Below are 19,615 nucleotides of genomic sequence, written 5' to 3' on the forward strand. Positions count from 1 at the left end.
TGTACTGAAATAACTCTTTTTTATTATGAAATCGTCGAATGAGAATGCTGATAAGCGGAACGGCGTACAGCATAGTATATACGAGGTGCGATAATAGCACCGATAATGGTAAATGCAATATCTTTTACTGCGAACCACATCATAATCATCCAAGCCGCTTTATAACTCATATTACCGCCCATGAAGAAATTGACTGCCCCGTACATATAAGTAGTACCGATAATATACGTTAAAATGATTCCTGTGAAAGAGGCAATTGCAAATGTACTGAATGTTGGTCTTTCTTTTTGTTCTACTAGTTTTCCTGATACGTAAGCAACGATAATAAATGCAATAATAAAACCACCAGTAGGATCTAAAAGTGCCCCGAATCCAGCTTTGAAGTTAGCGAAAATTGGTGCACCAGCTAAGCCAACGAGCATATACACAGTCATTGATAATGCGCCAAGTCTACTTCCAAGAAGAAGCCCTGCTAAAATTGCGAAAAATGGTTGCATAGATAATGGGATGCCCGCTATTTGCAGGAATGGTGCCCAAGATACAATATTTGCACCAATGGCCATAAGAGCGACGAACATGGCAGCTAATGCTAAATCTAAAACATGAAATCTTCTCATAATGTTAACCTCCTGTTGTTTTTAGGTTAACATTATCGTAGCGAAAATATTTACTTGTTGTCAATTAAAATATTTTGATAAGAAGGCTTCAAATACTCTCTTAGCAACGTATACGGAATACGAAATTGAGGAATTCCGCTTGAATAAGGAGCAATCTCATATAAAGGGAAATAAATAACGAGATTGTCCGGTTCTAAAAAGAAGTGGAACTTTTTCGTGCTCATGACCTTTTCAGTTGCATCGGGAAAATAAATGCTTTCATTTTGTTGAATTTGTCTTACAATCTCAGCACGGATTATTTCTTTATATTTATCTTCTTGTTGAAATAAATCGTCTAAGTGTAGTAGCTTTTTTTTGTTTAAATCAAATGTGTTTGCCTTCCACGTATAAAGACCGTGTGCTCCGCCTGTATATTGATAGTAATTCAAATATAGGCTGAGCAACGGTGGTTTATTTAAGGAGACTTTATAATCAACATTCGCCACATACGGATGAAAGGGTGTACTAGATCCTTCTGCTTCTTTATAATATTTTTTTGCGTCTTTTTCTAATTTTGTTTTAAATTTGTCAGTAGATTTTTTGTAATAGAAATTGAGCTTATTTTGAAATTTAGAATCGGAAAAATTGTGAAACGAAGGTCTGTTAATTTGATATTCTATATAAGGTTTCTTACCTTTTTGTGTTACAGTCTGAACATCGATTGTCAGGTTGGATGCTTTGGCTGCTAGTGCACAATTTGGTACAATAGTCAGCAAGGAGAACATAAGCAGTAGTATACAAAATTTCTGTTTCATTTAGGTGAAACCTCCTTATATAAGTGTTATAAGTAGTTTGAAAATAAACAGGTAAAATTATACATTTAATTAAAGCAAGAGAAAGGGGAAACGAGATGGCAAAAACTTTAATGGATTCACTTGGAATCGAGTTGTTAGAGATGACAGAGGATAAGGTAGTTGCTACGATGCCTGTAGATGAGCGTACGCATCAGCCGTTTGGATTTTTACATGGTGGTGCATCCCTTGCATTAGCAGAGACAGTAGCAAGTGTCGGTTCATATAATTTAATTGATCAAGAGAAATGTATTTGTTTCGGTCTAGAAATTAATGCAAATCACATTCGCTCAAAGAAAGATGGAATTGTAACAGCGATCGGGACACCGATACATAGAGGACATTCAACAATGGTTTGGGATGTGCGTATCATTGATGAGAATGATGATTTATTATGCATATCAAGATGTACAGTAGCAATTAAAGAAAAACGTGAAAAATAAAAAAGAGGCGCTCTCATGAGCTGCCTCTTTTTCTTATAATTAGAACTGGATTTTCTTCTCTAAGAAACCTTTTAATTCGCTAATTGGCATACGAACTTGTTCCATTGTGTCACGGTCACGTACTGTAACAGCTTTGTCTTCAACTGAGTCGAAGTCATAAGTGATACAGAATGGTGTACCGATTTCGTCTTGACGACGGTAACGTTTACCGATAGAACCAGTTTCGTCGAAGTCTACCATGAAGTCTTTAGCTAATTCTGCGAATACTTCAGTAGCACCTTCAGATAGCTTTTTAGATAATGGTAAGATAGCTGCTTTGTATGGTGCTAAAGCAGGGTGGAAACGAAGAACTGTACGAGAATCGTTTTCTAATTGCTCTTCTTCATATGCATCACACAAGAATGCTAATGTTACGCGGTCAGCACCTAAAGATGGCTCGATGCAGTACGGTACGTAACGTTCATTCGTTTGTGGATCGATATAGTTAAAGTCTTCGTTAGAGTGTTCCATGTGACGTTTTAAATCGAAGTCTGTACGAGATGCTACGCCCCATAGTTCGCCCCAACCGAATGGGAATCGGAATTCAATATCAGTTGTTGCGTTACTGTAGTGAGACAACTCCTCTTCACCGTGGTCACGAAGACGCATGCTTTCTTCAGTCATACCAAGTGAAAGTAACCAGTTCTTACAAGTTTCACGCCAGAATGCGAACCACTCTAAATCTTCACCAGGCTTACAGAAGAATTCAAGTTCCATTTGTTCGAATTCACGTGTACGGAATGTGAAGTTACCAGGCGTGATTTCGTTACGGAAGCTCTTACCGATTTGGCCAATACCAAATGGAAGTTTTTTACGCATAGAGCGTTGTACGTTTTTGAAGTTTACGAAAATACCTTGTGCTGTTTCAGGACGAAGGAAGATTTCGTTCGTACTAGACTCTGTAACACCTTGGAAAGTTTTGAACATTAAGTTGAACTGACGGATTTCAGTGAATTCTTCACTACCACAATCAGGACATTTTACTTCATGCTCTTTCATTAAGTCAGCCATTTGGTCGAAAGTAAGACCGTCAACAACCATTTCGATGCCTTTTGCATCTAGTGCATCTTCAATTAATTTGTCAGCACGGTGACGCGCTTTACATTTTTTACAGTCGATCATTGGATCGTTGAAGTTACCAACGTGACCAGAAGCGATCCAAGTTTTTGGGTTCATTAAAATAGCTGCGTCTAAACCAACGTTGTATGGAGATTCTTGAATGAATTTTTTCCACCAAGCTTTTTTAACGTTATTTTTTAATTCGATTCCAAGTGGACCGTAATCCCAAGTGTTTGCAAGACCACCGTAAATTTCAGAACCAGGGAAAACAAAACCGCGATGTTTCGCTAAGTTTACAACTTGTTCCATTGAATACATAATAAAATCCTCCTTTTGAAAGTTAACGTATTGGCGATGACGTGCTCAGATACTGGTGAAACTAGCGTTATATGTGCTTTGAAAAACATAAAAAAACGCTCATCCCAAGGCTTAATTGCCTAGGGACGAGCGTTTGCCCGCGGTTCCACCCTAGTTGATACACAACAGGTGCATCCACTTTATCACGTATTGCTCGAGACTGCCGTTTCCTTGCAGCTTCAGGCTTTCACTATCCCTGAATCGCTTTTTGTGCAAGTACTTATAAGTCCGTCATCGCTACTTATATTAATAATAATGAACATATTCTAACACGTTCTTTTTTAAATCTCAATAGAGGAACGCGTCTATCTATGATAGAGTCTCGCCTATTTTTTCGTTATTTATTCCGTAATTTTGTTTAATGTGCTTAATTGCTTCGCGCTTACTAAGCGAGGCAAGTTCGTTATTTTGCACGTATTCCCAAACGACATCGGGCTTTGTTTTTGCATATTCACGAAGGACCCAGCCAATCGCTTTTTGAATGAAAAATTCTTTTGAAGAATGTAGTTGTCCAATAATCCAGAAAAGAAGTTCTTCATCCATCTTTTGTTTATATTTTAGCTGGAATAGAATAGCGGCGCGTTGTAACCATATGTTGTCGGATGCAATCCATTTTGGAATATAGGCAGAAATTAATTCTGGATGTTTTAAAAAGATATTCCCTAAAAATGTAGGAACGATGCTATCAACAGTGTCCCACCAAGACTTTGTGACAATGAGTTCTTCTAAGAAGGGGATATGCGTTTCGTTTATATGCTTTTTATATTTTTGCATAATATCAAGTGCGGCTGCTTGAAATTCACGTTCTGGTAAGTCCCAAAGTTCACGTATGATAATTTGAAAGTCTTTTTGATCTGGAAGAGTGTGTATTTGGATAACGTCTTTTAATAACTGTCTTCTTTCAGGTGTTTGAATACCGAGAAATGGGAAGTGGTTTTTCATATAACGTACCATTGGTTCTGCTTTTTCAAGGTTTTTATGAGCTATGAAATGCTCTTGTAATGCTTGTACAAATGGATGCATAAGTCCGTTCTCCTCTCTAATTATCTTACTCCTATTATTATACAGAGAGTTTGGTTGAATTTTAAAACATAACTTGCTATGTAATGAAATATGTTGAAAGTAGAGAGGAGAGGATAAGATGGAAGATCAAGGCCTACTAGCAGGTTTCTTTGCTCTTAGTTTTGCGTTTATTCTTGTTGTATTGATTTGGGCAATTATTGCGTATTTATTAACGGCTTTTGCACTGTATACGATGGCGAAAAATGATGGTGCAACGGATGGTGCTCTTGCGTTTATTCCTTTTTTAAATAGTAAGATTTGGGGTGACTTAGCAAAAGATAAATTACCAGATTTCTTGAAAGAAGAAGCAGGATGGAAAGTATTCGGCATATATGTCGCATGCTTCATCTTTAACTTCGTACCAATTCTATATTTATTAGCAACAGCTGTATCGATTGTGCTGTCTATTTATCTTATCTATGCTATTTTAGACAGGTACGGAACGAATTCTATATTATTTACGATTATTCATACCATCACATTTTCAGTTTTCTTGCCAATCCACTTGTTCATTATTCGGAATGAGCCGGTAAGATATAACGAGTAGATATATGCGGGGAGCTGTTTCGAAGATATTTTGGAACAGCTTTTTGTTGGTTAATCGGTATTTCGTTGACTAAGAAAAAAAGGCTGCCATATAGGACAGCCCTTTTTTACTACATAAGGTAGCGTAAATAAATATAAATATGAGAAATGATTAATGAAACGATCATAATTGGGAAACCGACTTTTAAGAAGTCCATGTAGCTAAATTTATGTCCTTCGCGGCTTGCGATACCTGCAACAATTACGTTAGCAGAAGCTCCGATTAATGTTCCGTTTCCACCTAGACAAGCACCTAATGCTAATGCCCACCATAATACGTCGACTTGTGCGTCAGAAGGTGATAAACCTAGCCCAACTGCCATATCGTTAATAAGTGGGATCATTGTTGCAACGAATGGAATGTTATCAATTGTTGCAGAGGCGATACCAGATACCCATAAAATAAGGATAGATGCGTAAGAAATATCTCCGCCCGTTATGCCAATTACTTTTTGCGCTAGCATTTTGATAAGACCGATATCGATAAGTCCTCCAACGAGCACGAATAGTCCTGCGAAGAAGAAGATTGTTACCCACTCTACACTTGCGAATACCTCTTCAATTTCATGTTCTTTCACACCGATTAGCATAAGTACAGTAGCACCAGTTAAAGCGATGATGGCTGCATCAACATGGAAAATCGAATGAGTCATGAAACCTACGATTGTAAGTCCAAGTACTGTTAAAGATTTTTTCATTAATACTGGATCTTTAATGTATTGCTTTTCATCTAAACTCATTAATTTCTTAACTTGTACAGGATCAGCAATTAATTGTTTACGATACATGAAGTAAAGTATTGTCGCTGTCACACCAATAATAATGATTACGATAGGTGCTAAGTTGAATAAGAACGCATTGAAATCTAAATGCTTATTTGCAGAACCGATCATAATGTTAGGTGGATCACCAATTAATGTTGCTGTTCCTCCAATGTTTGAAAAAATAATTTCAGAAAGTAAATAAGGGACAGGATTTACTTGCAGTATGCGCGTAATAGATAAAGTAACTGGAACAACAAGAAGTACAGTTGTAACGTTATCTAAAAATGCGGAACCAAGTGCAGTAAGTAAGGAAAGTGAAATTAAAATTTTAATTGGATTTCCTTGTGCTCCTTTTGCTGCTTTAATGGCAACGTATTGGAAGACACCCGATTTACTCGTAATGTTCACCAGAATCATCATACCGATGAGTAGCGTAATCGTCCCCCATTCAATATGTTTCGTAAAGGCGTTGTGTAAATCAACGACCCCCATAATTACCATGAGTGCTGCACCAAGAAGTGCGATGACAGCGCGATTAATTTTTTCAGAAATAATAATGGCATATGTAATTAAAAAGACTGCGATAGCAAAATAATACTGCCAGTTTGCGAGCTCTTGCGTTGTTTCGTGCAAAACTCTCAACTCCTTTCATTCACTTTTCTTAGTGTGTCAAAAATGTTCTCGAAGAAACACACATAAAGTCATTATAAAGTAGAAAAATGGAGGATGTAAATGAGAGGGGATATTTTGTCATATTTTCTGCATTGGTCATTTTTTCTTATTTTTAAAAATATTTGTGGGCATTTGACATATATATAAGATACATCCAATCTGAATATTTAAAATGGAATTAGCATTCGAGCTTGTTCGTGTAGGAGTGTCAAATAGGAAGGAATGACAAAGATGATAAGGAAGGGATCGTATGGATGAACAACAATTTTTATTTTTGGATTTTGAGTTTACGATGCCCCAGCACAGAAAAAAACCAAAAGGATTTTTCCCGGAGATTATTGAGGTAGGACTCGTCTCAGTTGTTGGCTGTAAGGTAGAAGACACGTATTCAGCTCATGTTAGGCCGAAAACTTTTCCTTCTTTAACGGATCGATGTAAGAAATTTTTAGGAATCAAACAAGAAGTCGTAGATAAAGGAATTTCGTTTCCGGAACTCGTTGAAAAACTTGCAGAATATGAAAAGAGATGTAAACCAACCATTGTTACGTGGGGAAATATGGATATGAAAGTGTTGAAACATAATTGTGAAATGGCGGGAGTAGACTTTCCATTCTTAGGACAGTGTCGTGATTTATCACTTGAGTATAAGAAGTTTTTTGGGGAGAGAAATCAAACAGGATTGTGGAAAGCAATTGAGGCGTATGGAAAAGCAGGGACGGGTAAGCATCATTGTGCACTAGATGATGCGATGACGACGTATAATATTTTTAAATTGGTAGAAAAAGATAAAGAGTATTTAGTGAAACCAGCACCTCCAACATTAGGAGAACTCGTTGATTTTTCAAAAGTGTTAAAGAAAGTGAGTACACAGTAACGACCAAATTGCACAGTATGTAATTTGGTCGTTTTGTTTTTTTAAAGTTTGTAGTCTTTTTTTAACTGTTCTAATGTTTCTAGACTACGAACCCCAAAAGGTGAATCGTCTTCAGAAAATGAATTCATTTGAGCTTCTAATGCTAATTTGAGTGACTCTGTATACTCTGGAATTTCACCTTCATATTTCTTTACCATTTGCTCAGGAATGTTCGTTTGTTCACGGAAAGCTAAAGCGCGTCTTTCATGGAAAAATGGTACGTCAGCTTGTTTTACGTTATGTAAGTCACCTTGCACCGGATGTTTTAAAACAGCTAATACTTTTACGACGTAACTGCCAGGACGGCTATTTGTAACTTCTCCGATGTATTTTCCAGTTTTATAAATACCAGTAACGATTTCGCCAATTTCAAATGTTTCTCTCATATTTTTCACCTCAAGTTTATAGTAAGGAAAGTCCACGAAGTAGTCAAAGAAATCCTTCTCTTTCGGAAGAACCCTTGAGAATATGAATCGGTTCAACTATAATTTAAAATAATATAACAGAAAATTCTGATGGTTTTTGAATCCTATAATAAGGAGTGTTCCGTATGATGCCTTTATATTTTCCGGAAGATAAAACAGAATATATTATTCCAGGGATTGTTTGTGTTCTATTTATCATTGGTGCCGTTGCTACGTGGCGCATGTTCATTCGTGTATCAAAACGAGAAGCAGATCGATTACAGAAAGTTGAAGAAAAACTTTTAGCGGAAAAGAAACAGTAACTCATTTTTGTATGTTTCCCTCTATGCTCGGACAATCTAAGGGCAGAATATATTTTGGAGGGAATAGAATGAAAAAACGGCTTTTTTTCAGTTGTTGTGTATTATTTCTGATGGCAGGTTGTGACCAAGGAAAGCCGAAAGAAATTGACGTGAAATTACATAATGCTTCAGGCGATGAAGTGGGGACTGCAAAAGTAGTGCAGCAAACAAGCGGAGTGAAAATTACGATTAAAGGGGAAGGTTTCGCACCTGGCCCACACGGCATACATGTACACGAAATTGGTGAGTGTAAAGCGCCACGATTTGAATCATCTGGGAATCATTTGAATCCTGATAATAAAAAACATGGTCTTCTTAATCCGAAAGGTGCAGAAAACGGTGATTTACCGAACGTAATTGCAGACGGTTCTGGAAAGATTAAAGCAGAAATCGATGCGCCGCATATAACGCTTGAAGAAGGGAAAACGACGATTCATAGAAAAGATGGAGCGTCTATTATTATTACAGAAAACGCTGATGATGGTATGACACAACCAGCAGGTAAATCCGGGGATCGAATTGCTTGTGGTGTCATTGTAAAAAAAGCGTCGGATATGAAGAAAAAGTAAAAGCTACCGTGCATGGTAGCTTTTTTTGTGAAATGTAAGTGAGAGTATATCGATTTACCTACAAAAGAGTTTAGGATGAAAGCGTATGGCGCAGTCTATTTAAAATTTCTTCTAAAACAGACCTTGGACAGCCGATGTTAATTCGAATATGTTCTTCTCCGCCTAATCCGTATTTTTCACCAGGTTCAACGATGATTTTTCCTTTTTCCTCAAGTAATGTAGTGCGTTCATTTTGAGAAAGCTGTAGGCGAGAGCAATCAATCCACAATAAAAAACTACCTTCTGGTTTCGTTACAGAAAGAGCAGGTATGTGATCTTTAATATATTTACAAGCGAATTGAGCGTTATCTTCTATATATAATTGGATTTCATTTAGCCAATCGTTGCATTCTGTATAGGCACTTTGCATCGCTGTATAGGCGAATATATTTAATCCGTGGAAGCCTTGTCTATATTGGATAGATGTAAAGGCTTGACGGAGTTTTTCATTTGGAATGATAATAATCGATGCCTGTAATCCAGCGATATTAAATGTTTTACTCGGAGCCATACAAGTAATGGTGCGTGCTGCTAATTCTTCAGATAAAGAAGCGAACGGTGTATGTGTATGGTCTGCGTAAATAATATCGGAATGAATTTCATCCGCGACAACGATTACGTTATATTTTGTACATAACGCGCCAAGCTGTGTGAGTTCCTCTTTTGACCAAACACGTCCGATTGGGTTGTGAGGGCTACAAAGAAGCATGAGTTTGACGCCTTGTTGAAATTGCTTTTCTAAATGTTCGAAGTCTATCGCATATGTATCATTTTGTTTCTGTAATGGACTTACGCATAATTGTCTATTGTTTGTTGTAACCATTTCGAAAAATGGTGGATAAATAGGTGGTTGTACGAGAACGGATTCATTTTCTTTTGTGAAGGCCTGTATACTCGTACTAAGAGCTGGAACGATTCCGGCGCTAAAGACAATCCATTCTTTTTGAATATCCCAGTTGTACTGTTTTTTTGTCCAGTTACAAATAATATCTCCAATATTTTCGGGAGGAAGTGTGTAGCCGAAAATAGGATGCTCGATACGTTTCTTTAAAGCAGTTTGAATTGGTTGTGGTACTTCAAAATCCATATCAGCAATCCAAGCATGGATAAGTTCTTCATTTTTATATGTATCCCATTTTGTACTATGAGTTCCACGTCGATTGACTGTTTTATGAAATAGTTGCATAAGTTTGCCCCCTTCTTCTGTAAAACCGTTAAGTTATGAAAGTTCTCTCTCTTCTTATAGAATAGCTGATGTGATAGGATAAAGAAAAGTATTAAAAAGTGAAAAGGCGGGAAGCGAATGGGTACATATGAAAAGATGATAGAGGTTGTGAAGAATTGGGATCCGTTTCAAATGGGACCGGAGTTTTATGAAACAGAAGCGAGCGATGTCGTGAACGTCGTAAGTGTGTTCGATGATCCAAAATACATCGCAAAGAAGATTCAACATATATACTTTATGTCTTTTGAGGAAGTACCTGCGCTTGAAAAATGTGAGAAGTTAGCTGTGGAATTACTTGTAGTAAAAGAAGGCGGAAGTTGTTCATTGTAGGCTGTCGGAATTTCCGACAGCCTTTTTACCTCGCATTAACGGGCAGTAAGACTCCACCTCAAAATTCGGGTAGAGCAAAGAAGTTAGGGGGAGATCCACTGCCCGTAAATGCCCGATTGGTTCAACTAATAATCAGTGGAGGATGAAACCCCCACTGATTAAAGTTTCACTTTATATTATTGCGCAGAAAAAGCGATGATTTCTTCATAAACGTTTTCAGGTTTTTCTTCAGGTAGTAAATGCCCTGTGTTTTCGTAAGAAATAAATTTTGAATTCGGTAAATCTTTGTGTAGCCGATGACCTACATGTACAGGGACGACGCGATCTTTTTCACCCCAAATGAGTAGTGTAGGTGTTTCGATTTTTTGTAATTCAGTTGAAGATAAGTCACCTTCACGGTCTCGTATCATACGAGTTAAAGCAGGGAATATACGGTTGTCATAAAATGGAGCGGAGTAGCCTTCTTTCATTTCATCGTCAATTAATGAGTGATCATGAACGACATTCATTAAGTTATGAACGATGCCGCGCCGAATAATCCAGTTCTTTACGTATAAATGAAAGAACGGTAAATAAGAAGAGTACAGTAAAGGTAAGGTTGCACGTGCTAAATAGCTAGAGCTACATAGTAAAATTGTCTTTGAAATTAATTCAGGACGTATACGGTTTACATAAAGAGAAATTTGTCCACCCATAGAATGCCCAACTAACACAATATTTGAGAGAGATAAATGTTCAATTAAATCGATAATAATCGTTGCTAAATTGTGATAAGAATACTTAAACAGATGAGACTTATCACTTTTTCCGAATGGTGGTAAATCAAGAGCCAGTACTGTTCCTGCTTTCGATAGTAAAGGAATAAGACGGCGGTAACTGAATGAGGAAGATAAAAAGCCGTGAATGAGCACGAAAGTAGGGCGTTCCGTTTTGTTGTCATGTTCATACAATTCGTAATGAATAGTAGTGCCGCGAGTGGAAAAAGTGAAATAAGGACAAGTATATTCGTGATTCATTTTTTGTCACTCCATTGATTTTTGTTCATATCATTTCCAAGGAAGAAGAAAATATGTTAACAAAAAAAGGCAAGATGACGATGTCATCTTGCCTTTCGCTTATTTAGTATTATCCGCGAACAATATTAGGTGGTGTTTTTCCTTGTAACCCCGCAACTAAATTTTCAGCGGCCGTCATAGCCATTTGCTGTCTAGTTTTTAAGGTGGCAGATCCGATGTGTGGTAAAGTCACAACATTTTGTAAGGATAAGAGCGGATTATCTTTTTGAATCGGCTCTTGTGTAAAAGTATCGATGCCCGCTGCAAAGATTTTCTTTTCTGTTAACGCATGGATTAACGCTTCTTCATCTACTGTTTTCCCGCGAGAAGCATTAATGAAGATTGCTGTTTCTTTCATTAATGAAAATTCCTTTTCTCCAATAAGATGATACGTTTCATCTGTTAATGGAGTAAGAAGGACAATAAAGTCAGATTGCTTTAGTAGTGTCTGTAAATCACAATATGTAGCATCGAATTTTTGCTCTGCTTCTTCTTTACGGCGACGGTTATAATAAAGAACATTCATATCAAATCCGAATTTCGCTCGTTTTGCAACGGCTTCACCAATTCGTCCCATTCCGATAATACCGATTGTACTATGGTGTACATCCAGTCCGAAGTGCTCTTTTCCAATTTCGGCATTCCATTCACCGTTTTTTACGTAGGAGTCTAGCTCGCAGACACGGCGACCAGCAGATAACATAAGAGCGAAAACGAGGTCAGCTACTGTATCATCTAGTACGTATGGTGTATTCGTTCCGATTACATTACGCTTTTCCATCGCTTGTAAATCAAAATTATCGTAACCGACAGAAATGTTGCTCACTACTTTTAAGTTAGCAGCTACCTCTAATAATTCTTCATTAATAGCAGATCCAAAATTTAATAAACCATCTTTATCTTGTATTTTCTCCAATAGGATATCACGAGGTACCTTCTCATTTTGCTCCCATTTTTCATAATCACAGTGTTCTGATAAATATTCTTCTACAAATGTTGGAACTGGTTCGGCAATATAAACTTTTGGTTTCACGGTTCCATCCCCTTTCGCTTTATCACGCATTTTTCCGCTGATTAAAGTTTCACTTTACCCCGCTTTAACGAGCAGTAAGACTCCCACCTAAAAAGACAGTTGAGGCAAAGAAGTGAGGTGGGAGATCAACTGCTCGTAAAAGCCCGATTGGTGCGGGCTAATAATCCATGGGGTGAACCTTTCCATGGATTAAAGTTTCACTTTATTTTGACATAATTCACTAAAAAAATCTTCTTTTCAAACTGGAAAGGGTATTTGTATAATTTAGACACAAACGAAAAGGAAGGATGATTTATATGGTAACAGAAAAAGAATTAGAATTATTAGCTTGTCTTGAAAAAAGTAGTCGATTAACTGTAGATACATTAGCGAAGCTGTTAAATATAGAAGTAGAAGAAGTAAAGAAAATGGTTGAAAAATTAGAGGCGGAAAAGATTATTGTGGATTATGTAACACATATCGATTGGACGAAGGTGAAAGAACATACAGGTTTAACGGCGATGATCGATGTGAAAGTTACGCCAAAGCGCGGCGTTGGGTTCGATGCGGTTGCTGAACAAATTTATCGTTATTCAGAAGTGAAGTCTGTGTATTTAATGTCAGGGACATATGATCTTTCTATTACATTAGAAGGAAAGACAATGGGAGAGGTAGCGATGTTTGTTTCTGAGAAATTAGCAACAATTGAATCTGTCGTTTCTACAACAACACATTTCATTTTGAAGAAGTATAAACATGAGGGAATTATTTACGAAAAAAACGATGATGATAAGCGGATTGTGGTGACACCATGAAGCAATTTGAACTATCTAGAGCAGCAGAATCTTTACAACCATCAGGTATTCGAAAGTTTTTCGATTTAGCAGCGAATATGAAGGGTGTTATTTCTCTTGGAGTAGGAGAGCCTGACTTTGTTACACCTTGGAATGTAAGGCAAGCATGTATCCGTTCTTTAGAACAAGGATATACGTCCTATACAGCAAATGCAGGATTATTGGAGCTCCGTCAAGAAATAGCAAAGTATCTAAAAAAACAATTTGCAGTATCTTATGATTCAAACGATGAAATCATTGTTACAGTTGGAGCGAGTCAGGCGTTAGATGTAGCGATGCGTGCCATTATAAATCCTGATGATGAAGTACTCATTATTGAACCGAGTTTCGTTTCTTATGCACCGCTTGTGACATTAGCTGGAGGAGTTCCAGTTCCCGTGGCGACTACATTAGAAAATGAGTTTAAAGTACAACCAGAACAAATTGAAGCAGCTATTACAGCGAAAACAAAGGCAGTTTTACTTTGTTCACCAAATAACCCAACAGGTGCGATGTTAAATAAATCCGAGCTTGAAGAAATAGCAGTGATCGTTGAAAAGTACAATTTAATCGTATTATCTGATGAAATTTATGCAGAGCTTGTATACGACGAAGTATATACAAGTTTCGCGAGTATTAAAAATATGCGCGAGCATACGATTTTAATTTCAGGATTTTCAAAAGGATTTGCGATGACAGGATGGCGCCTCGGTATGATTGCAGCTCCTGTTCATTTTTCAGAATTAATGCTCAAAATCCACCAATATTCCATGATGTGTGCACCGACGATGTCTCAGTTCGCAGCACTCGAAGCGTTACGCGCGGGGAATGATGAAGTAATTCGGATGAGAGATAGTTATAAGAAACGCCGTAATTTTATGACGACATCTTTCAATGAAATGGGATTAACATGTCATGTGCCGGGCGGAGCGTTTTATGTCTTTCCTTCCATTTCTTCAACGGGATTATCTTCAGCGGAATTTGCAGAACAGTTATTATTAGAAGAAAAAGTGGCTGTTGTACCTGGAAGTGTATTTGGTGAAAGTGGTGAAGGATTTATTCGTTGCTCATATGCAACATCGCTTGAACAACTAATGGAAGCAATGAAGAGAATGGAACGGTTTATAGAAAATAAAAAAAGGACAAAACGTAATACGTTTTGTCCATAAAAGGGGGGGAATACTAGAAAGCCATGTGTTAGTATTCTATCCCAATATTGGAGAATTATACGTACTACAGGAAATTTTTCGTTAATTTTGAATGAGTTCTGTCATAGTGGTATAATTTACTAATATAAGGTATGCGTATCCTGAGTAGCTTTACTTAGGGTACGTACTAACTAATCGGATATTTAACAATAAATCATCTGCTTTGCTATCTACAATTGTAGAGAAAATGGTAAACGTATGGGAGTGTTTCATATGTCAGAACAATATACAACAGGAGTGGTTGTAACAGGGAAAGTGACTGGGATTCAAGATTACGGTGCATTTGTAGCGTTAGATGCAGAAACACAAGGACTTGTGCATATATCTGAAATTACAAATGGATATGTAAAGGATATTCATGACTTTTTAAAAGTCGGCGATACAGTAGAAGTAAAAGTACTTTCAATTGATGAAGAACACAGAAAAATGAGTTTATCGTTAAAAGCGGCGAAAAGAAAACAAGGACGGATTCTTATACCGAATCCATCTGAGAACGGATTTAATACGCTGCGAGAAAAGCTAACAGAATGGATTGAAGAGTCCGAGTTAACAAAGTAAAAGAGGAGCGCATATGAGCGTTCCTCTTTTACTTTGTCTTATGATATATATTTGCAAATATGATTGCATGCAATCATATTCGTATGTCGGAGGTGAAATAAAGACATACTGACTAGTGGATTTCGTTCGTTTCTGGGTGAGTACCAAGATTTTCTGATGGTTTAAAGAGTAAACCAAGATTGATAAGCCCAGAAATACCGACGATGCCGTAAATAATACGTGAAAGAGCTGAGTTTTGTCCACCGAAAATGGCTGCCACTAAGTCAAACTGGAAGAACCCGATTAGTCCCCAGTTCACAGCGCCAATTACAGTAAAGACTAATGCGATACGTTGTAGTGTACTCATGAAAAAGCCCCCCTTAATTGTGAAGCATGAGCAAGCGATGAGTTAATTAACTCTTTTATAGAATGGGGTAGTTATGTTGTTTTTATACATAAAAAATATAAGAAAAAGGATGTATATACATCTATACCGAAAAATGCGAATTTTTATGCAAAAAATGAACTTTTTCTAAAAAATATATATTGGTTACGTTTACAATTGTTGAATCGCTTGATTTACAACTTCAGTTTCGCTAAAGTGAATACAGAAATACATATACATTATTGGAGGGAAAAAGATGAGTACACATGTAACGTTCGACTATTCTAAAGCGTTATCCTTCATCGGTGAACATGAAATCACTTATTTACGTGATGCAGTGAAAGTAACACATCACGCAATCCACGAAAAAACTGGAGCTGGGAACGATTTCCTTGGGTGGGTAGACCTTCCGCTTCAATATGACAAAGAAGAATTTGCTCGCATTCAAAAATGCGCAGAAAAAATTAAAAATGACTCTGACATTTTACTTGTTGTAGGTATCGGTGGTTCTTACCTAGGAGCACGTGCAGCAATCGAAATGTTAAACCATTCTTTCTACAACACGCTATCTAAAGAACAACGTAAAACTCCACAAGTGCTATTTGTTGGACAAAACATTAGCTCCACTTACATGAAAGATTTAATGGACGTATTAGAAGGTAAAGACTTCTCTATTAACGTTATTTCCAAATCAGGTACAACAACAGAGCCAGCACTAGCATTCCGTATTTTCCGTAAGTTATTAGAAGAAAAGTATGGAAAAGAAGAAGCTCGCAAACGTATTTATGCAACGACAGATAAAGCACGTGGTGCATTAAAAACATTAGCTGATAACGAAGGTTACGAAACATTCGTTATTCCAGATGATGTTGGAGGACGTTTCTCTGTATTAACGCCAGTTGGTTTATTACCAATCGCAGTAAGTGGCTTAAATATTGAAGAGATGATGAAAGGTGCAGCTGCTGGTCATGGTGACTTCGGTACATCAGAACTAGAAGAAAACCCAGCTTACCAATATGCAGCAGTTCGTAATGCTTTATACAATAAAGGAAAAACAATTGAAATGCTTGTTAACTATGAGCCAGCACTTCAATACTTCTCTGAGTGGTGGAAACAGTTATTTGGTGAAAGTGAAGGAAAAGATCAAAAAGGTATTTTCCCATCTTCAGCAAACTTCTCAACTGACTTACACTCATTAGGTCAATACGTTCAAGAAGGTCGTCGTGACTTATTCGAAACAGTTCTGAAAGTAGGTAAATCTACACATGAACTAACAATCGAATCAGAAGAAAACGATTTAGATGGATTAAACTACCTTGCTGGTGAAACTGTAGACTTCGTAAACACAAAAGCATACGAAGGTACATTACTTGCACATAGCGATGGTGGAGTACCAAACTTAATCGTAAATATCCCTGAATTAAATGAGTACACATTCGGTTACCTTGTATACTTCTTCGAAAAGGCATGTGCGATGAGCGGCTACTTATTAGGCGTAAATCCATTTGATCAACCAGGAGTAGAAGCATACAAGAAAAACATGTTTGCTTTACTTGGTAAACCAGGATTTGAAGAGTTAAAAGCAGAATTAGAAGAACGTTTAAAATAATAAAAAGCGACCGGAAATCCGGTCGCTTTTTATTATTTTATCGAAAAGTCCATCAGTATATTCAAACTAGAGTGGGTATGCTAAGGAAAAAGTCTAGGAGGGATGGGCTTGATTCCAATTCAATCAAATTTAGAAGGACGTACATATGCGTTATATAAGTTAGAAGAGATAATGAAGCCACTTGGATATAGTATTGGTGGCAATTGGGATTATGATAAAGGATGCTTTGATTATAAGATCGATGAAGAAGATGGCTATCAATTTTTACGGGTGCCATTTACAGCGGTGAATGGCGAACTAGATGTGCCGGGCGTCATCGTCCGTCTTGAAACGCCATATATTCTTTCGCACGTATACCAAGACGAACTAGATGATCATGTAAATACTTTAGCAGCCGGAACGAGTGGAATGGACCAATTTGCTGAGCCGAAAGATCCAGATGGAGATGTGAAAAGAAAATATATCAATATTGGGAAAGTGCTCATACAAGAACTAGAGCGTCATTTTATTAATGGTGAATAACAATGAGTATGTCGCTTTCAATGAGAACAAAGGAATGGACTGGATTAATCATATATTGTTCGTCGCGCTTTATACCTAGTAAGAGAATGTTTTGCTTTAACAGAGTATAGCTGCAATTTGCGAAAGTTTGTCCGATGCAGGACGGAGAAAGCTCCATCAGTTGTAATTTATTATCAGAGATTTCATCGTAAAGTGAGAATAGTACACCTGAAATGGAAGGGAATAAAAGAGAAGCGGTAAATACATAGCTCGTTAATTTATTTCCTTCTATAATTTCTGATACACCAGCTCTTGTTGCATTTTGTATTTGTTCAGAAGTAAGAAGTTCAGCGATGCAGTGAATATTTGGGTTGAGACCTTTTGCAGTTAAAATGTTTAAAATGGATTGTGTATCTGCTAAGCTTTCATTCTTTTCTTTATCAGCGGTTATTAATATAGTGTGTGCCGTTGTAATATTAGCTTTTAATAAAGTTTGATCGTGATGGGGGCACCCCTTTATAAATTCTAAATGATGAAATGGTTTTGGAAGTAAAGAAAGTGTTTCATCAATTAAAACGATATCAAGGTTCGGTTGTAAGATATGCATTTGTTTTACAACATGTTTTGCCCGTTCGTTCCAGCCGACGATAATCATATGACCGTTAGAAGTCGCAGCTTCTTCTCCTTTAATTTTCATATATTGTTTATTAATCATATCAGTAGCGAATAGAACCATATAATAAGAACAAAAGCCGGTTCCAAATAAAATAATACCCATACCGATAAGTTTGCCTATTAGCGTATGCGGGGCAAAGTCACCATAGCCAACAGTGAAAATGGTAACGATTGACCACCAAACTCCATCAAACCATGTTGTGAAGTGCGATGGCTCTAATCTATGTATAAGAAATCCGGAGAAAGCAGTAAGTACAATAATAAAGCAAACTAAACGAAAAATAATGGAATCGCGAAATGTATCTACTAAATTTGGACGGGATTTCAAACTCTTATTCCTCCTTACTTTGCAGGACTACATTCATTGTTACCATTATAGAAAAAAGAAAAACTCTCTAATTGAAAAGAGAGTTTGTTTTACATTACATACTTTCCACTTCAGTTTGTTGAACACTTTCAAGATGCTGGAGGGCGTAGTAAACATCAGCGGTATGTCTTTTTTGATCGATACATAATTTCAAATGTAAATAGTGCGAGCCATTTTCCAATGTTTTGAGCTTCATATTCTTAACTTTTATATCCATTTCTTTTATTTCTTCAATTACAATTGGGATATTGTCCATATTTCGCACAACAAGTTTTACTGCGATATCACGTTGACGAAATGATCTCGGTCCCACAAATTTCATTGTTAATGGTATAAGTTCGACACTAATCATAAGGAAACACATTCCGAAAATCGCTTCGATATAGAAGCCGGCTCCAACAGCAATACCAATACCGGAAGCGCCCCAGATCATAGCAGCAGTCGTTAGCCCTGCAATACTATCGTTTCCTCTTCGTAAAATAACACCAGCACCTAAAAAACCAATCCCTGATACAATTTGCGCGGCAAGTCGAAGTGGATCCATATTCATATGATCAGTATGTGGTAAATTGTAAGCCGCTTTAATAGAAACAATCGTCAGGAGGCAACTAATGATAGAAATAACTAAACAAGTTTTTAAACCAAGTGGTTTCCGTTTTAATTCGCGCTCTAAACCGATGGCGAATCCTAAAATAGCCGAGAGACCTAGTTTGATTAATAAATCGGTATAGTCCATATGTATTCCTCCTTGTATGATATGGTATATGAATAAAACATTTATTATAGAAAGAAATGTTTTTGGGTAGAGTGACTTTATATAGAATATATGTAGGAATCCCTTAGAAATGAAAGAGATATTTCGTTTAAGTATATGATATTAAAAAAGAAATGTAGTTAATTTAAAAAAAGTTTATAAAAGGTGTTGCATTTCATTTTTCACCATGATATATTAATAACCGTCGCTGATGCGGAAACGCAGAAAACGACAAAAAAGAAATTGAAAAACTTAGTTGACATCGAAAAACGAAGATGTTAACATAAGGAAGTCGCAAATGAGCGACCAAGTAGTTCTTTGAAAACTGAACGAAACAAACAACGTGAAACGTCAATTTTTATTTTTAGATGCTAGACAAACTAACTTTATTGGAGAGTTTGATCCTGGC

Annotated in this window: 23 protein-coding genes; 11 read left to right on the forward strand and 12 right to left on the reverse strand. The window is 36.9% G+C overall.

Annotated features, from left to right (window positions below):
* Positions 1–23: 23 nt before the first annotated feature.
* Positions 24–617 (reverse strand): biotin transporter BioY, encoded by a 594-nt coding sequence (locus tag ACXVYO_RS03405; RefSeq protein WP_458466027.1) that lies wholly within the window; start codon positions 615–617, stop codon positions 24–26.
* Positions 618–667: 50 nt separating this feature from the next.
* Entirely contained in the window at positions 668–1,411 is a 744-nt protein-coding gene (locus ACXVYO_RS03410) for a DUF3298 and DUF4163 domain-containing protein (protein WP_458466028.1), read from the reverse strand.
* A 95-nt stretch (positions 1,412–1,506) separates the two neighbouring features.
* Here ACXVYO_RS03410 and ACXVYO_RS03415 point away from each other — a divergent pair, with 95 nt between their 5' ends.
* A complete protein-coding gene (locus ACXVYO_RS03415) occupies positions 1,507–1,890 on the forward strand; it encodes a hotdog fold thioesterase (protein ID WP_001140606.1) in 384 nt (127 codons plus the stop codon).
* 39 nt (positions 1,891–1,929) lie between these two features.
* Here ACXVYO_RS03415 and ACXVYO_RS03420 read toward each other — a convergent pair whose 3' ends face one another.
* Positions 1,930–3,306 (reverse strand): glycine--tRNA ligase, encoded by a 1,377-nt coding sequence (locus ACXVYO_RS03420; protein WP_000287155.1) that lies wholly within the window; start codon positions 3,304–3,306, stop codon positions 1,930–1,932.
* Between the two features lie 348 nt (positions 3,307–3,654).
* Positions 3,655–4,368, reverse strand: coding sequence for a DNA alkylation repair protein (locus tag ACXVYO_RS03425; RefSeq protein ID WP_098254956.1), 714 nt, complete (start codon positions 4,366–4,368; stop codon positions 3,655–3,657).
* Positions 4,369–4,486: 118 nt separating this feature from the next.
* Between ACXVYO_RS03425 and ACXVYO_RS03430 the strand changes: the two genes are divergently transcribed.
* Positions 4,487–4,954 (forward strand): hypothetical protein, encoded by a 468-nt coding sequence (locus ACXVYO_RS03430; protein WP_000390058.1) that lies wholly within the window; start codon positions 4,487–4,489, stop codon positions 4,952–4,954.
* Between the two features lie 109 nt (positions 4,955–5,063).
* On the opposite strand, the gene ACXVYO_RS03435 is transcribed toward ACXVYO_RS03430, so the two are convergent.
* Positions 5,064–6,389 (reverse strand): SLC13 family permease, encoded by a 1,326-nt coding sequence (locus tag ACXVYO_RS03435; protein WP_141524233.1) that lies wholly within the window; start codon positions 6,387–6,389, stop codon positions 5,064–5,066.
* A 289-nt stretch (positions 6,390–6,678) separates the two neighbouring features.
* Here ACXVYO_RS03435 and kapD point away from each other — a divergent pair, with 289 nt between their 5' ends.
* Complete coding sequence (gene kapD, locus ACXVYO_RS03440; protein WP_016085749.1) at positions 6,679–7,302, forward strand: 3'-5' exonuclease KapD; 624 nt, start codon at positions 6,679–6,681, stop codon at positions 7,300–7,302.
* A gap of 41 nt (positions 7,303–7,343) precedes the next feature.
* Here the strand turns inward: kapD and ACXVYO_RS03445 are convergent, their stop codons facing one another.
* On the reverse strand, positions 7,344–7,727 hold the full coding sequence (locus ACXVYO_RS03445; RefSeq protein WP_458466029.1) for a kinase-associated lipoprotein B: 384 nt from the start codon (positions 7,725–7,727) through the stop codon (positions 7,344–7,346).
* A gap of 164 nt (positions 7,728–7,891) precedes the next feature.
* Between ACXVYO_RS03445 and ACXVYO_RS03450 the strand changes: the two genes are divergently transcribed.
* Together ACXVYO_RS03450 and sodC are read left to right on the forward strand one after the other, a co-directional pair.
* Positions 7,892–8,068, forward strand: coding sequence for a hypothetical protein (locus ACXVYO_RS03450; RefSeq protein WP_000982762.1), 177 nt, complete (start codon positions 7,892–7,894; stop codon positions 8,066–8,068).
* 68 nt (positions 8,069–8,136) lie between these two features.
* Positions 8,137–8,676, forward strand: coding sequence for a superoxide dismutase [Cu-Zn] (gene sodC, locus ACXVYO_RS03455; RefSeq protein WP_458466030.1), 540 nt, complete (start codon positions 8,137–8,139; stop codon positions 8,674–8,676).
* Between the two features lie 70 nt (positions 8,677–8,746).
* Here the strand turns inward: sodC and ACXVYO_RS03460 are convergent, their stop codons facing one another.
* A complete protein-coding gene (locus ACXVYO_RS03460; RefSeq protein WP_458466031.1) occupies positions 8,747–9,901 on the reverse strand; it encodes a MalY/PatB family protein in 1,155 nt (384 codons plus the stop codon).
* A 117-nt stretch (positions 9,902–10,018) separates the two neighbouring features.
* Here ACXVYO_RS03460 and ACXVYO_RS03465 point away from each other — a divergent pair, with 117 nt between their 5' ends.
* Positions 10,019–10,270 carry a YugE family protein gene (locus ACXVYO_RS03465; protein ID WP_061680261.1) on the forward strand — a complete coding sequence of 84 codons (252 nt, stop codon included), beginning with the start codon at positions 10,019–10,021 and terminating at the stop codon, positions 10,268–10,270.
* A gap of 176 nt (positions 10,271–10,446) precedes the next feature.
* On the opposite strand, the gene ACXVYO_RS03470 is transcribed toward ACXVYO_RS03465, so the two are convergent.
* Positions 10,447–11,286, reverse strand: coding sequence for an alpha/beta fold hydrolase (locus tag ACXVYO_RS03470; RefSeq protein WP_063260546.1), 840 nt, complete (start codon positions 11,284–11,286; stop codon positions 10,447–10,449).
* Between the two features lie 109 nt (positions 11,287–11,395).
* Positions 11,396–12,388, reverse strand: a complete 993-nt coding sequence (locus tag ACXVYO_RS03475; protein ID WP_458466032.1) for a 2-hydroxyacid dehydrogenase — start codon at positions 12,386–12,388, stop codon at positions 11,396–11,398.
* A gap of 266 nt (positions 12,389–12,654) precedes the next feature.
* Here ACXVYO_RS03475 and ACXVYO_RS03480 point away from each other — a divergent pair, with 266 nt between their 5' ends.
* From ACXVYO_RS03480 to yugI, 3 genes are all read left to right on the forward strand, one after another.
* Positions 12,655–13,152, forward strand: a complete 498-nt coding sequence (locus tag ACXVYO_RS03480) for an Lrp/AsnC family transcriptional regulator (RefSeq protein WP_061680264.1) — start codon at positions 12,655–12,657, stop codon at positions 13,150–13,152.
* A complete protein-coding gene (locus ACXVYO_RS03485) occupies positions 13,149–14,339 on the forward strand; it encodes an aminotransferase (protein ID WP_458466033.1) in 1,191 nt (396 codons plus the stop codon). The genes ACXVYO_RS03480 and ACXVYO_RS03485 overlap by 4 nt, the downstream gene beginning before the upstream one ends.
* A 252-nt stretch (positions 14,340–14,591) precedes the next feature.
* Positions 14,592–14,936, forward strand: a complete 345-nt coding sequence (gene yugI / locus ACXVYO_RS03490; RefSeq protein WP_000003765.1) for a S1 domain-containing post-transcriptional regulator GSP13 — start codon at positions 14,592–14,594, stop codon at positions 14,934–14,936.
* Positions 14,937–15,048: 112 nt separating this feature from the next.
* On the opposite strand, the gene ACXVYO_RS03495 is transcribed toward yugI, so the two are convergent.
* Positions 15,049–15,282, reverse strand: a complete 234-nt coding sequence (locus tag ACXVYO_RS03495) for a DUF378 domain-containing protein (protein WP_048542215.1) — start codon at positions 15,280–15,282, stop codon at positions 15,049–15,051.
* A 274-nt stretch (positions 15,283–15,556) separates the two neighbouring features.
* Here ACXVYO_RS03495 and ACXVYO_RS03500 point away from each other — a divergent pair, with 274 nt between their 5' ends.
* Positions 15,557–16,909 (forward strand): glucose-6-phosphate isomerase, encoded by a 1,353-nt coding sequence (locus ACXVYO_RS03500; protein WP_000103655.1) that lies wholly within the window; start codon positions 15,557–15,559, stop codon positions 16,907–16,909.
* A gap of 108 nt (positions 16,910–17,017) precedes the next feature.
* Positions 17,018–17,431, forward strand: a complete 414-nt coding sequence (locus tag ACXVYO_RS03505) for a YugN-like family protein (protein WP_458466034.1) — start codon at positions 17,018–17,020, stop codon at positions 17,429–17,431.
* Here ACXVYO_RS03505 and ACXVYO_RS03510 read toward each other — a convergent pair.
* Positions 17,418–18,413, reverse strand: a complete 996-nt coding sequence (locus ACXVYO_RS03510) for a potassium channel family protein (protein ID WP_458466035.1) — start codon at positions 18,411–18,413, stop codon at positions 17,418–17,420. The two genes, ACXVYO_RS03505 and ACXVYO_RS03510, sit on opposite strands and share 14 nt — an antisense overlap.
* Before the next feature lie 94 nt (positions 18,414–18,507).
* Entirely contained in the window at positions 18,508–19,188 is a 681-nt protein-coding gene (locus ACXVYO_RS03515; protein ID WP_063260549.1) for an MgtC/SapB family protein, read from the reverse strand.
* Positions 19,189–19,615: the final 427 nt, after the last annotated feature.

It is taken from the genome of Bacillus sp. BC08 (assembly GCF_054326875.1).